General features: G+C 63.5%; 9 protein-coding genes. 8 read left to right on the forward strand and 1 reads right to left on the reverse strand.

Features of this window, described 5'->3' with window-relative positions; translation table 11 throughout:
* Positions 1-267: 267 nt before the first annotated feature.
* From DB459_RS17510 to murJ, 6 genes are all read left to right on the forward strand, one after another.
* On the forward strand, positions 268-1,551 hold the full coding sequence (locus DB459_RS17510) for a nucleotide sugar dehydrogenase (RefSeq protein WP_253706547.1): 1,284 nt from the start codon (positions 268-270) through the stop codon (positions 1,549-1,551).
* Positions 1,552-1,562: 11 nt separating this feature from the next.
* The gene (locus tag DB459_RS17515) at positions 1,563-2,591 is read left to right on the forward strand and encodes an NAD-dependent epimerase (RefSeq protein WP_253706548.1); all 1,029 of its coding nucleotides are present in this window, start codon (positions 1,563-1,565) and stop codon (positions 2,589-2,591) included.
* A gap of 11 nt (positions 2,592-2,602) precedes the next feature.
* On the forward strand, positions 2,603-4,015 hold the full coding sequence (locus DB459_RS17520; RefSeq protein ID WP_253706549.1) for a mannose-1-phosphate guanylyltransferase/mannose-6-phosphate isomerase: 1,413 nt from the start codon (positions 2,603-2,605) through the stop codon (positions 4,013-4,015).
* A gap of 193 nt (positions 4,016-4,208) precedes the next feature.
* The gene (locus DB459_RS17525; RefSeq protein ID WP_253706550.1) at positions 4,209-5,207 is read left to right on the forward strand and encodes a Gfo/Idh/MocA family protein; all 999 of its coding nucleotides are present in this window, start codon (positions 4,209-4,211) and stop codon (positions 5,205-5,207) included.
* A 31-nt stretch (positions 5,208-5,238) separates the two neighbouring features.
* Complete coding sequence (locus DB459_RS17530; RefSeq protein ID WP_253706551.1) at positions 5,239-6,381, forward strand: DegT/DnrJ/EryC1/StrS aminotransferase family protein; 1,143 nt, start codon at positions 5,239-5,241, stop codon at positions 6,379-6,381.
* 56 nt (positions 6,382-6,437) lie between these two features.
* Positions 6,438-7,964, forward strand: a complete 1,527-nt coding sequence (gene murJ, locus DB459_RS17535; RefSeq protein ID WP_253706552.1) for a murein biosynthesis integral membrane protein MurJ — start codon at positions 6,438-6,440, stop codon at positions 7,962-7,964.
* 193 nt (positions 7,965-8,157) lie between these two features.
* Here murJ and DB459_RS17540 read toward each other — a convergent pair whose 3' ends face one another.
* A complete protein-coding gene (locus tag DB459_RS17540; RefSeq protein WP_253706553.1) occupies positions 8,158-9,240 on the reverse strand; it encodes an IS630 family transposase in 1,083 nt (360 codons plus the stop codon).
* Positions 9,241-9,810: 570 nt separating this feature from the next.
* Here DB459_RS17540 and DB459_RS17545 point away from each other — a divergent pair.
* Positions 9,811-12,123 carry a xanthine dehydrogenase family protein molybdopterin-binding subunit gene (locus DB459_RS17545; RefSeq protein WP_253713611.1) on the forward strand — a complete coding sequence of 771 codons (2,313 nt, stop codon included), beginning with the start codon at positions 9,811-9,813 and terminating at the stop codon, positions 12,121-12,123.
* A 116-nt stretch (positions 12,124-12,239) separates the two neighbouring features.
* The gene (locus tag DB459_RS17550) at positions 12,240-12,671 is read left to right on the forward strand and encodes a cytochrome c (protein WP_253706554.1); all 432 of its coding nucleotides are present in this window, start codon (positions 12,240-12,242) and stop codon (positions 12,669-12,671) included.
* Positions 12,672-12,703: the final 32 nt, after the last annotated feature.

The raw sequence follows: 12,703 nt of genomic DNA on the forward strand, positions 1-12,703 counted from the left end.
CAGAACGGGTGGAAAACAGTTCAAGAACCGGGGCGTGCCCTTGTCAGCGGGAAACCAATCCCAATCCAGGACCTTAGGCGGTTCGGTTCGGAAAATCCCCCCTGAGGGCCGCCGGCCGCTTGGTATGGCTTTCGCCGTCTGTTGGCAATAGCGGGGGCTCCCTTGCCGTGACCGCCATGGCGCGGCTAAACAGGCATCGGCTGCCCAGGACCGGTCTCGGGGGGCCGTGTTCCCGGAAGATGGCATTTGAAGGGTTTTGGAGAAGTCGTGGCTCACCAGCGCAAAATCGCGGTCATCGGGCTCGGCTATGTCGGCCTGCCTGTGGCGGTGGCGTTCGCGCGGGACGGACGGCGGGTCGTCGGTTTCGATATTGACGGGAGCAGGGTCGCCGAACTACGCGACGGCCGAGATCGCACCCGTGAGGTCGACAGCGCCGATCTGAGACAGGATGCGCTCCGTTTTACTTGCGACCCTGGCGAGCTGGCCGCATGTGATTTCTTCATCGTTACGGTGCCGACGCCGATCGATGCCGCCCGCAATCCAGATCTCGGCGCCATGCTGTCGGCATCGCGCACGGTCGGCGCCGTGCTGAAGAAGGGCGATATCGTCGTCTACGAATCGACCGTCTATCCGGGCGCCGTCGAGGAGGATTGCGCCCCGGTGCTAGAGGCCGCCTCCGGCCTGCGCAGCGGCGTCGATTTCAAGCTCGGCTATTCGCCGGAACGCATCAATCCGGGCGACCGGGAGCACCGGTTCGAGACCATCACCAAGGTGGTCTCGGGGCAGGATGAAGAGACTCTTCAGATTGTCGCCGACGTCTATGGTTCGGTGGTCAAGGCCGGCATTCATCGTGCGCCGTCGATCCGCGTCGCCGAGGCCGCCAAGGTCATCGAGAACACCCAGCGTGATCTCAACATCGCTTTCATGAATGAACTGTCGCTGATCTGCCATGCCCTCGGCATCGACACTGGCGACGTACTGGCCGCGGCGCGCACCAAGTGGAACTTCCTGCCGTTTCAGCCGGGGCTGGTCGGCGGCCACTGCATCGGAGTCGATCCCTATTACCTGACGCACCGGGCGGAAAAGGCCGGCTATCATCCACAGGTCATTCTGTCAGGCCGCCGCATTAATGACAGCATGGGCCAGCATGTTGCCCGCGAGTGCGTCCGCGCCCTTCTGCGCAGAAGCGGGGCTGCCGGGACTGTCACGATCCTCGGGCTCACCTTCAAGGAGGACGTGCCCGATACGCGGAATTCGAAGGTGGTCGACATCGTGACCGAACTGCGATCCTTTGGGCTGAAGGTCCAGATCCACGATCCGTTCGCCGATCCAGCGGACGTACAGGCCGAATACGGCTTGACGCTGTCTGCGCTGGATGAGCTTGCGCCTGCCGACGGCGTCATCCTGGCGGTCGCACATCGCGATTACATCGACGGTGGCTGGCCTGCGATCCAGCGCCTGCTCATCAAAGGGGAGGGGCTTGTGCTCGACATCAAGAACCGGCTTGACCGCTCCACGGTGCCGGCCGGCATCGAATTGTGGCGGTTATGATGGCCGATCCGATGACCAGTTCCAATTCCAGCGAATCGATCCTCGTTACCGGAGCCGCGGGATTCATTGGCTTCCACGTTGCCCAACGTCTGATGCAGATGGGCCGCAGCGTCACGGGCGTCGACAATCTCAACGACTATTACGATCCGGCGCTCAAGCAGGCGCGGCTGGACATCTTGCGTAACGATCCTCGCTTCACGTTCGTGAAGCACGATCTTGCCGACGGCGCCGGCACCGCAGAGCTGTTCGTCAAGGGACGCTTTCCGGTGGTTGTGCACCTCGCTGCCCAGGCCGGCGTGCGCTACTCGCTGCAGAATCCACAGGCCTATATCTCGGCCAATCTCGACGGCTTTGCCAATATTCTCGAGGGCTGTCGCCACAACGGCTGCCGCAACCTGTTGTTCGCGTCGTCGTCATCGGTCTATGGCGCCAATACCAAGCTGCCATTCTCGGTGCATGACAACGTCGATCACCCGATCAGCCTCTATGCCGCAAGCAAGAAGGCCAACGAACTGATGGCGCATGCCTATAGCCATCTGTTCAGACTGCCGGCGACGGGCCTGCGTTTCTTCACCGTCTACGGGCCCTGGGGCCGACCGGACATGGCGATGTATATCTTCGCCAAGGCGATCCTCGAAGGCCGTCCGATCAAGCTGTTCAATCACGGCAAGATGCAGCGCGACTTCACCTATGTCGATGACGTGGTGGAGGCGATCGTTCGTCTGGTCGATCGTCCGGCGCAGCCCGACCCGGGATGGTCCGGCGCAAAACCCGATCCGAGCGCCAGCACGGCGCCATGGCGGATCTACAATATCGGCAACAACAAGCCGGAAGAGCTTCTCCATGTGGTCGAGGTGCTCGAATCGGCGCTCGGGCGCCGTGCCATCCGGGAGTTGGCGCCGATGGAGCCGGGTGACGTGCCCGCGACCTATGCCGATGTCGACGACCTGATGCGCGATGTCGGCTTTCGTCCTGCAACCAGCATTGAGGACGGCGTCGGTCGCTTCATCCGCTGGTTTCGCGATTATCACAAATCTTGAAGGTTTCATCGATGAGCGGACGCATCATTCCCCTGATCATGTGCGGCGGCGCCGGCACGCGGCTATGGCCGGCTTCGCGCGAGGGACGACCCAAACAGTTCCTTCGCCTGTTCGGGGCGCAGTCCACGTTCCAGGATACCGTACAGCGGGTGTCTGACCCCGCGTTGTTCGACAGGCCGATCGTCATCACCAACGCGGCCTATCGCTTCATGGTGCTGGAGCAGCTTGCCGAGATCGGGCTGGAGGCTGACGTGCTGCTCGAGCCGGCGCGGCGCGATTCCGGCCCGGCGATCGCCGCTGGAGCGGCCTTCGCTCGCAGCCGCGCCGCGGATTCGGTGGTGCTGGCGCTCGCGGCCGATCATGTCGTGCGGGACGCGCCCGCCTTCGTCGCCGCCTGCCGGCGCGGTCTCGAAGCGGCCGACGCCGGCCACATCGTCACCTTCGGCGTGACGCCGGAGCATCCCTCTACCGAATATGGCTACATCCAACCGGGTGAGGCGATCACCGGCCAGGTCCGGACCGTCGCCAAATTCGTCGAGAAGCCCGACGCGGCGACGGCGGCGACTTATGTCGCCGACGGCTATTTGTGGAACAGCGGCAACTTCATGTTTCGCGCCGATACGCTGCTGTCCGAATATGCCCTCGTCGATCCGGAAAGTATCGAGACCGTGACGGCCGCGGTGACGAAAGCGGGGCGCGACCTCGGCTTCGTCACCCTCGACAAGGATTCGTTCGAGCGGGCACGGGCGATCTCGATCGACTACGCAGTGATGGAGAAGACGTCTCGCGCAGCCGTGGTGGCCGTGGCCTGCGGCTGGTCGGATGTCGGCTCCTGGCACGCCGTATGGGAGCTGTCGGCCAAGGACGCCGACGGCAATGTGGCCCAGGGCCATGCGGTGTTCGAGGGGGCACGCAACTGCAACGTCTCCAGCGACAAGGCGCTGGTGGCGCTGGAAGGCGTTGAGGACCTCGTGGTCGTGGCCACGGAGGATGCCATCCTGGTGTCGCGGCAGAAGGAGCCCGGTGCGCTCAAGCGCCTCGTCGGCAGGCTGCGCAAGGTCGCGCCGCAGGTGACCGAGGACCATCTCAAGGTCCACCGGCCCTGGGGCTCCTATCAGTCGCTCGACACCGGCGACCGTCACCAGGTCAAGCGCATCGTGGTCAAGGCCGGCGGCCGGCTGTCGCTGCAGAAGCACCACCACCGTTCCGAGCACTGGATCGTGGTGCGAGGGGCAGCCCTGGTCACTGTCGACAGCGCCCAGAAGATGGTCCACGAAAACGAATCGATCTACATCCCGATCGGCGCCGTCCATCGGATGGAAAATCCGGGCAAGATCCCGCTGGAGCTGATCGAGGTTCAGACCGGCAGCTACCTCGGCGAGGATGACATCATCCGCATCGAGGACGACTACAAGCGCTCCTAGGCTGCGGTCGGATGTCTAGCCCCGCGCGGACTTCAGCTGTGCCCCGCAAGCCCTTTTGATTCATTGTAATTGTCTGAATCAAAACGTGTTTACTGCGGCCCCTCGAAGGTTCGCATCGCCGCCGATGGCGTGCTAGACCAGCCGCGGCGCGGGGGGAACGCGCGCCGATCTGGGGTTTGCAGGGGTCTTTTTGATGTCATCGACGAACGTGGCGCCGGGCGCACGAACCACCCTCCGTGTCGGCGTGGTCGGGGCCGGGGTGATGGGCAGCAACCATGCCCGGGTTTTGGCCGGCCTGCCTGGCATCACTCTGACCGGCATCGTCGATCCCCTTCCGGCGCATCGAACCCGCGCGGAGAATCTGGTTGGCTGCCGGACGTTCGCGGGCCTCGACGAGCTGCTCGATGCCGGCGTTGATGCCGTCACCATCGCCGCGCCGACCCATCTCCACCATGAGATCGCGCTGACCCTGATCGGTCGCGGGGTGCATGTGCTGGTCGAAAAGCCGATCGCGTCCACAGTGGACGAGGGTCATGAGATCGTCGAGGCGGCACGCAAGGCCGGCGTCACCCTGATGGTCGGCCATGTCGAACGCTTCAATCCGGCCGTCGTCGCTATCAAGCAGGCGATCAAAGGCGAGGACATCCTCTCGATAGGCATCACCCGTGTCGGTCCCTTCCCGCCGCGGATGTCGAATGTCGGTGTCGTCATCGATCTCGCCGTGCACGATATCGACCTCATCCGCTGGTTTACCGAATCGGACATCGTCGAGGTGCAACCCCAGCTCTCCAGCGCTGTCGCCGAGCGCGAGGACATCGCGCTGCTGCAGTTCCGGACCGCGTCCGGCGTACTGGCTCATATCAACACCAACTGGCTGACGCCGTTCAAGGCACGGAGCGTCACGGTGGCGACTCGCGGCAAATACGTCATGGGCGATCTGTTGACGCGGCAGGTGACCGAATGTTTCGGCTTTCAGCCCGACGGCAGCTATTCCATGCGTCATCTTCCGGTCGGTCACGACGAGCCGCTGCGCGCCGAACTGATGGCCTTCATCGACGCAGTGAGCAGAGCCGGAGCTCCGGCGGTGACCGGCGACGAAGGCGTCGCCAGCCTCGCCATCGCCATCCGTTGCCTGTTGCACGCGACGCCCGCCAATACCGGTCGCGAGGCCGTCCGCCGCGCCGCCGAGTGATCCGATCTTTGTCAATCCTGCGCAGGACCGCATGAACCAGCATACGCAGCAAGCCATTCCCTTCATCGATCTCGGCGCCCAGCGTCGCCGCATTGGCGCCGCCATGGATGCCGCCGTGCTGCGCGTCGTCAACCACTGTCAGTTCGTCAATGGTCCGGAAGTCGCCCAATTCGAGGCCGATCTCGCGGCATTCTGCGGCGCCCGTCATGTGGTGAGCTGCGCCAGTGGCACCGACGCCCTGCTGATGGTGTTGATGGCGAAGGGTATCAAGCCCGGTGACGCGGTGTTCTGTCCGTCGTTCACGTTCTGCGCCACCGGCGAGGTGGTCGCCCTTACCGGCGCGACGCCGGTTTTCGTCGATGTCGACGAGACCACTTTCAACATCGATCCCGCATCGCTGGCCCGGGGCATCGCGACTGCGATGAAGCTCGGCCTGGCACCACGTGCGGTCATTCCCGTCGACCTGTTCGGCCAGAGCGCCGATCATGACGCGGTGGCCGAGGTCGCGCGCAGCCACGGGCTGTTCGTGCTCGACGATGCCGCCCAAGGCTTTGGCGCCACCTACAAGGGGCGGCGACTCGGCGCCTTCGGCCTCGCCACCGCCACGAGCTTCTTTCCGGCCAAGCCGCTTGGCTGTTACGGCGATGGCGGCGCGATCTTCACCGACGACGCGGATCTCGCCGAGACGCTGCGCAGCGTTCGCGTCCATGGCCAGGGCAGCGACAAATACGATAACGTCCGGCTCGGATTGACTGCCCGCCTCGACACCATGCAGGCGGCGGTTCTGATCGAAAAGCTCAAGATTTTCCAGGACGAGATTGACGCCCGAAATCGCGTCGCCGCACGTTACAACGCGGCGCTCGCCGATGTCGTCAAGGTTCCTCAGGTCGTGCCTGGTAACGTCTCGGTCTGGGCGCAATACACCATCCGCCTTCCGCACCAGGACCGCGACGGCTTCGCAGCGCGGCTGAAGGCGCTCGGGGTGCCGACCGCCATCTACTATCCGAAGTCGCTGCATCAGCAGACAGCCTATCGCCAATATCCTGTCGCCGAGGGCGGGCTGCCGGTGAGCGAACGGCTGTCGGCCGACGTCATCAGCCTGCCCATGCACGCCTACCTCGACGCGGCGACCCAGGATCGGGTGATCGCCGCGGTGCGCAGCGCGCTGGCCTGAGGCGCGCCAAGTCGCGAGCGTGGCTTTTTCCGCCGGCTTCATTTAGGAGCGCGTGCATGCTCGGGCGAATTTTCACCGTCGGCGGATACACCCTGCTGTCGCGGCTCACGGGTTTCGCGCGCGACATCATGCTTGCGGCGATCCTCGGCGCCGGGCCAGTGGCGGACGCCTTCTTCGTCGCACTCCGTTTGCCCAACCATTTTCGCGCGATCTTCGCCGAAGGCGCCTTCAATGCCGCCTTCGTGCCGGCCTACGCCCACGTCCACGGCGAAAAGGGCGAGGTCACGGCGCGGCTGTTCGCCGATCGGATCTTCACGCTTCTCTTCATTTCCCAGGTCGTTCTTCTCGTGCTTGCGTGGCTGTTCATGCCGCAGGCCATGGCGATCCTGGCTCCAGGCTTCTCCGATGATCCGGCGCAGCGCCAGCTGGCCATCGAGCTGACCCGGATCACATTTCCATATCTGCTGCTGATCACCCTGGTGACCCTCTATGGCGGCATGCTCAACGTCATGCATCGCTTCGCCAGCGCCGCCGCCGCACCGATCTTTCTCAATCTTGCGATGATGGCAGCTCTGACGCTGGCATCCTTGTTTCCCAGCGCCGGCCATGCCGCCGCATGGGGCGTGCTGATCTCGGGCTTTCTGCAGTACCTGCTGCTTGCCGCCGATACCGCACGCCATGGCGGCCTGCCGAAGTTCACCGCCCCAAGGCGCGATGCGGAGGTCCGATCCTTTTTCGCCGTGCTTGGCCCGGCGACGCTGGGGTCGATGGGCACCCAGGTCGCGATGTTCGCGGATACGATCATCGCCACATTCCTGCCTGCCGGCGCGCTTTCGGCCCTGTATTACGCCGATCGCCTCAATCAGCTGCCGATCGGCGTGATCGGCATCGCCGTCGGCACAGTGCTGCTTCCCGACATGTCGCGGCGGCTCGCTGCCGGCGACCACGCGGGCGCGCACGCCTCGCAGCGTCGCGCCTTCGAGCTTACGTTGTTGCTGTCAGTACCCTTCGTCGCGGCCTTCCTCACGGTTCCCGACGTCATCATGCGGGCGATGTTCGCCCATGGTGCCTTCACCAGGGCGGATGCCGCATCTGCTGCGCAGACGCTCGCGGCCTATGCCGTCGGCCTCATTCCCTTCGTGCTGATCCGCGGTGCCGTCGCCACCTTCTATGCCCGCAAGGACACCGCGACGCCCGTCAAGGCGGCGCTCACCGGGGTCGCCGTCAACGTGGCGCTCAAGCTCGCATTGATCGGCTCGCTTGCCCAGATCGGCCTGGCGCTCGCCACCGCCGTCGGGGCCTGGGTCAATCTCCTGCTGGTGATCGGCTTCGCCATCCGGGCCGATTATCTGCAATTCGACGCCGGATTCCGCAACGCGCTGGTCAAATTTGCCGCCAGCGGCGTGGTCCTGGCGGCGGGATTGTGGGCGACGAAACGTCTGATGCTGCTGGGCGGCCTCGGCACCGTGCCGTTGGCCGCCGAGATCATGCTCGCCGTGCTGATCCTCGTCGGCGCGGTGATTTATGGCCTGTCTATTCTGCTGTTGTTCGGGCGGCGCTGGATCCTCGGGCTTGTGAGCTAGTGTGGCGTCTCGCAATTGCCTACCGCCTTTGCGGCAACCCTCTCGTAGGCAATTGCGAGACATAAGCCACACTAGGACTTTGATTTTGCTAGTGTCCCTATGTCTCCGAATGACCGTGCGAGTGCGAGGCAAACGTAGCGGTAATTCGGAGACAGGACACTAGTGTCCTGACTCTCAATTGCCTTGCAATAACTCACGCTGCCTCGATTTTGTCGAGGGCGGCGCGGGCGCGGTTGATTTTTTCGAGGATGGCCGCGCCCTCGGCCCTCCACGTGTAGGGCTTCGGGGCGGCATTGCGATCGGAGAGATAGGCTTCGATGTCGCGGACGAGTTCGCCGATGGAAGCGAAGCTGCCCGAGCGTATCACGTCGGCGGTTAAATCAGCGAAGAAGCGTTCGACGAGGTTCATCCAGGACGAAGATGTCGGCGTGAAGTGCGACTTGAAGCGCGGGTGACGGGCGAGCCAAGCCTTGACCTTTGGATGCTTATGCGTGGCATAGTTGTCCTGGATCAGATGGATGTCGAGTTCCTCGGGCGTTTCGCGATTGATCTGTTTCAGGAACCTGAGCCATTCGATGTGAGTGTGACGCGCCTCGGTGCGCGCGATCAACTTGCCTTTCATCGCATCGAGGGCAGCAAACAACGTAATCGTGCCATGCCGGGTGTAATCGTGAGTCATTGTCCGGGGACGCTTCGGGGCAAGCGGCAAGCCAAGTTGAGTGCGTTCCAGAGCCTGGCATTGGCTCTTCTCGTCGCAGCATAACACCAGCGCCTTCGCTGGCGGATCGAGGTAGAGCCCGATCACGTCCCAGAACTTTTTCTCAAACTCCGGATCATTCGAGAGCTTGAACGTCTTTACAATGTGGGGCTTCAAGTCATTCTTTGACCAGATCCGCTGCACAGTACTGTGCGATACTCCGGCATGGCGGCCCATGCTGCGCACGCTCCAACGCTTGCGGTTCTTCGGCGGACGCGTGGCATCGGTGATGACACGCTCGATTTTCTTCTCTGTAATCGAGGGCTTGCGTCCGCGTCCGCCCTTGTCGTCGAGGCCGTCGAGCCCGTGTGCCTCGAACCGGCTGGACCATGTCGACACCGTTGGCATCGATGTATCCATCTGCTCGGCGACGAGCTCGATTTTCACCCCCTCCAGACGCAGCAGAATAATTTTTGCTCGAAAACGATCGCGATGCGCACTGGTCGGAGCATTGGCCCTCCGTTGGAGTTCAGCCCGTGTCTCCGCATCGGCGGTAAGTACCTTGACGGGACGCGCCATCCTCTCAGCTCCTGCTTGCCCGAAGCAACCAAGATTATTTAAACTGATTTGCGAGACGGAACACTAGTATTCCGGTTCTGGCGTTCGTATCCCGCTTGCAGCGGGCTCTCATTCGAACGTTAGTCCCAAAGGGATGCTAGTGTGGCGTCTCGCAATTGCCTACCGCCTTTGCGGCAAGCCCCTGTAGGCAATTGCGAGACATAAGCCACACTTGCTTTTTGATTTTGCTAGTGCCCCTTTGTCTCCGAATGATCGTCCGACCGTGCGGCAAATGAAACGGTCATTCGGAGACGGGACACTGGCATCGTTATGATTCTAGTGCGGTTTTGGATCTGACGCGCGTACGACGAATTCGCTGCGATGCGGATATGAGCGTCAGATCCACATCAATCAACTGGAGCGCGAAGAGGATCGGCTCCAAAGATTGGCGTGCCGGCGTCGATCGCTGCTGCGCGAAAGATTTGCGCTGACTGCGGAGAGGCGGCAAGATAGGCTCTTTCTTCGGGAACCGCTTCGGGGGCCGATTGGCGCCAGCGTGCTTTCCGATCATCGCGTGGAGAGGTCATGGCTTTGGCTCCCCTCAAATTCGGCGTCGGCCACAGCGTCCGCCGCAAGGAAGACGATGCGCTGATTCGCGGCAGAGGCCATTACACTGCCGACTTCATGCCGCAGAAGACGCTTCACGCCCTGGTGCTGCGTTCGCCTCATGCCCATGCGCGGTTCACCATCGACGTTTCCGCGGCACGGAACCTGTCGGGGGTGGCGGCGGTCTTGACGGCCGAAGACACCGCCGAACTGGGCGGACTGCCATGCCTGTTCAACCTGCCGGACAATCCCTTCACGGCTCCGCCATATCCGATCCTCGCCCGTGACGAGGTTCGACACGTCGGAGACGCCGTCGCTTTCGTCATCGCAGAAACCATCGAACGTGCGCGTGACGCCCTTGAGGCGATCACGGTCGACTGGCGGCCACTGCCCGCCGCCGTCGGCGCTGCCGCGGCGCTCGGCAAGGACGCGGCGCAGGTCTGGCCGGACCATCCCGGCAACCTGTTGTTCGACGTCGAGATCGGCGACAGGGACGCGACCGAAAAGGCATTCGCCGGCGCGCATGCGGTTGCCGAGATCTCGATCGTCAATCCGCGCATCGTTACCAACTTCATGGAAACGCGGGCGGTGGTCGCCGATTATGATATCGGCGCCGATCACCTGACGCTCACCATCGGCAGCCAGGGCAGTCATCGGCTGCGCGAAATCCTGTGTGACATGGTGCTGAAGATCCCCCGGGAGAAGATGCGGGTAATCTGCCCCGACGTGGGCGGCGGGTTCGGCACCAAGCTATTTCCCTATCGCGAATACGCTCTGGCGGCGCTTGCCGCGCGCAAGTTGCGCCGTTCGGTCAAATGGGTGGCGGACCGGGCGGATCATTTCGTCGGCGATGCCCAGGGCCGCGACAACATCACGACCGCGCGCATGGCTTTGGCCGAGGACGGTCGCTTTCTCGGCCTCGACGTCGATCTCGTTTCCGACATGGGGGCCTATCTCTCGACCTTCGCGCCCTACATTCCCTATGGCGGCGCCGGCATGCTGCCCGGTCTCTACGACATCCGCGCGTTTCACTGTCGCATCCGCACGGTGTTCACGCACACCGTGCCGGTCGATGCATATCGCGGCGCGGGGCGGCCTGAGGCTGCCTATGTCATCGAGCGGCTGGTCGACGCTGCCGCACGTAAGCTCGGCATCACGCCGGATGCGATCCGGCGCAAGAATTTCATCCCGAGCCGCGCGCTGCCTTACAAGACGGCGACCGGCAAGGTCTATGATTCCGGCGATTTCGCCGGCCATTTGAAGCGGGCGATGGAGGCCGCGAAGTGGAAGGATTTTCCCAAGCGCGCCAAAGCGGCCAAGAAACTTGGGCGCATCCGCGGCATCGGTCTGGCGAGCTATGTCGAGGTCTGCGGCACCATGGGCGAGGAAACCGCGCAGGTGAAGCTCGATCCCAATGGTGATGTCACCATCCTGATCGGGACCCAGTCGAGCGGGCAGGGCCATCAGACCGCCTATGCCCAGCTCGTCGCGGAGCAGTTCGGGCTGCAGCCGGAGCGGGTCCACATCATTCAGGGCGACACCGACCTGATCCCGACCGGGCTCGGTACCGGTGGCTCATCGTCGATCCCCTCGGGGGGCGTCAGCGTCGACCGTGCCACCCGCAAACTCGGCGAAGCCCTGAAGGATATCGCCGCCGAGGCGCTCGAAGCCGGCAGTAGTGACCTCGAGATCAGCGGCGGTGCGATCCGTGTCGCCGGCACCGACCGCAGCATTGCTTTCGCCGATCTCGCCGCCCGCGCCGGCAGCGACAATCCCAAGCTCCAGGCCAGCGAGAGCTTCAGCAGTGCTGATGGGACCTATCCCAACGGCACCCATGTCGCCGAGGTCGAAATCGATCCGGATACGGGCGCGGTCAAGGTCGTCAACTATGTGATCGTCGATGATTTCGGCGTCACCCTCAATCCGCTGCTGCTGGCTGGCCAGGTTCATGGCGGCACCATGCAGGGCATCGGTCAGGCGTTGATGGAGCAGGCGGTCTACGATCCGCAGAGCGGCCAGCTTGTCACCGGCACGTTCATGGACTACGCGCTGCCGCGCGCTTCCGATGGTCCTGCAATCCAGTTCGAGACCTTGAACGTGCCCTGCAAGACCAACCCCCTGGGAGTGAAGGGCGCGGGCGAAGCGGGGGCGATCGGCTCCTGTCCGGCTCTCGTCAACGCCGTCATCGACGGGCTGTGGCGCGAGTTCGGCATCGACCAGATCGACATGCCGGCAACGGCCGAGCGGGTCTGGATGGAGATCGACAAGGCAAGACGGGGCCGCAGCGCCGCGGAATAAGGGCCTCGGCGAGGTGTTGAGGATCGGGACGATGTGTCCAGGTACCATGGCCACGACGGCCGTGGTATCAGCCGCCATTGCCGTGCGGGCATACCTGCCCAGGGGAGATTTGTTCGATGAAGCGTCTGTTCATTGTCGCGGGGGCGCTGGTCCTCGGGATCAATACCGTTGCAGCTCAGGATCCGATTGCCGCGCGTAAGGCCCTGATGAAAGCCACCGGCAAGCAGGCTGGCGCCGGCGGCGCCATGATTCGCGGTGAAGCTCCGTTCGACCTTGCGCAAGCCAAGGCGATTTTCGCCGTTTTCGAGGAGACTTCGGCCAAGGCGCCGACGCTGTTTCCCGACAATTCCAAGGACGGCGGCGAGACCGCTGCCCTGCCGGCAATCTGGACCAACAAGGCGGATTTCGATGCGCGCCTCGCCAAGCTGGGTACGGATGCCAAGGCCGCCGGCGCCAGCGTCACCGACCTTGCCAGCTTCAAGACCGCTTTCGGCGGCATCGGCAAGGACTGCGGCGGCTGTCACGAGCTCTATCGGGTGAAGAAGTAACCTGCTCTTCGCCGCCGGGATGGCGCTCGATT

Origin of the sequence: Bradyrhizobium sp. WD16 (assembly GCF_024181725.1) — a bacterium.
Classification (GTDB): domain Bacteria; phylum Pseudomonadota; class Alphaproteobacteria; order Rhizobiales; family Xanthobacteraceae; genus Bradyrhizobium_A.

What these genes read in the sequence shown, in the direction of transcription:
- DB459_RS17520 (WP_253706549.1), top strand. Translation starts at nt 2,603, where the DNA reads ATGAGCGGACGCATCATTCCCCTGATCATGTGCGGCGGCGCCGGCACG.
- DB459_RS17540 (WP_253706553.1), bottom strand. Translation starts at nt 9,240, where the DNA reads ATGGCGCGTCCCGTCAAGGTACTTACCGCCGATGCGGAGACACGGGCT.
- DB459_RS17515 (WP_253706548.1), top strand. Translation starts at nt 1,563, where the DNA reads ATGACCAGTTCCAATTCCAGCGAATCGATCCTCGTTACCGGAGCCGCG.
- DB459_RS17550 (WP_253706554.1), top strand. Translation starts at nt 12,240, where the DNA reads ATGAAGCGTCTGTTCATTGTCGCGGGGGCGCTGGTCCTCGGGATCAAT.
- DB459_RS17530 (WP_253706551.1), top strand. Translation starts at nt 5,239, where the DNA reads ATGAACCAGCATACGCAGCAAGCCATTCCCTTCATCGATCTCGGCGCC.
- DB459_RS17525 (WP_253706550.1), top strand. Translation starts at nt 4,209, where the DNA reads ATGTCATCGACGAACGTGGCGCCGGGCGCACGAACCACCCTCCGTGTC.
- murJ (WP_253706552.1), top strand. Translation starts at nt 6,438, where the DNA reads ATGCTCGGGCGAATTTTCACCGTCGGCGGATACACCCTGCTGTCGCGG.